Genomic DNA, 290 nt, shown 5'->3' with positions numbered 1-290 from the left:
AATGTATGCTCTCGGTCGTAAAGCACCTCAATACGCTTGTTCATTGTTTTAAGTAGCAGCTCAAGGTCAATACCTTTAACTTCTTTACCTTTAAACAATTCTGGCTGTGGCATCATTTCTATAAAATCAAAACGGCGGCGCAAAGCAGTATCCATCATCGCTAACGATCTATCAGCCGTATTCATAGTACCAATAATATAAAGGTTATCAGGGATTGAAAATGGGTTTCCTGAATGAGGTAAAGTTACTTTTAATGTTTCTAGATTATCTTTTCCGGCTCGCTTAGATGG

Annotated in this window: 1 pseudogene; it reads right to left on the bottom strand. The window is 37.9% G+C overall.

The annotated features are described in order from the left end of the window. Positions 1-290 (bottom strand): annotated as a pseudogene (locus AAEY83_RS13965) (McrB family protein); the annotation flags it as partial.

Origin of the sequence: Psychrobacter sp. TB20-MNA-CIBAN-0197 (assembly GCF_040309765.1) — a bacterium.
Lineage (GTDB): Bacteria > Pseudomonadota > Gammaproteobacteria > Pseudomonadales > Moraxellaceae > Psychrobacter > Psychrobacter submarinus.
The sequence above is the reverse complement of the archived record's forward strand: the minus strand, read 5'-3'. Positions and strand labels throughout refer to the sequence as shown.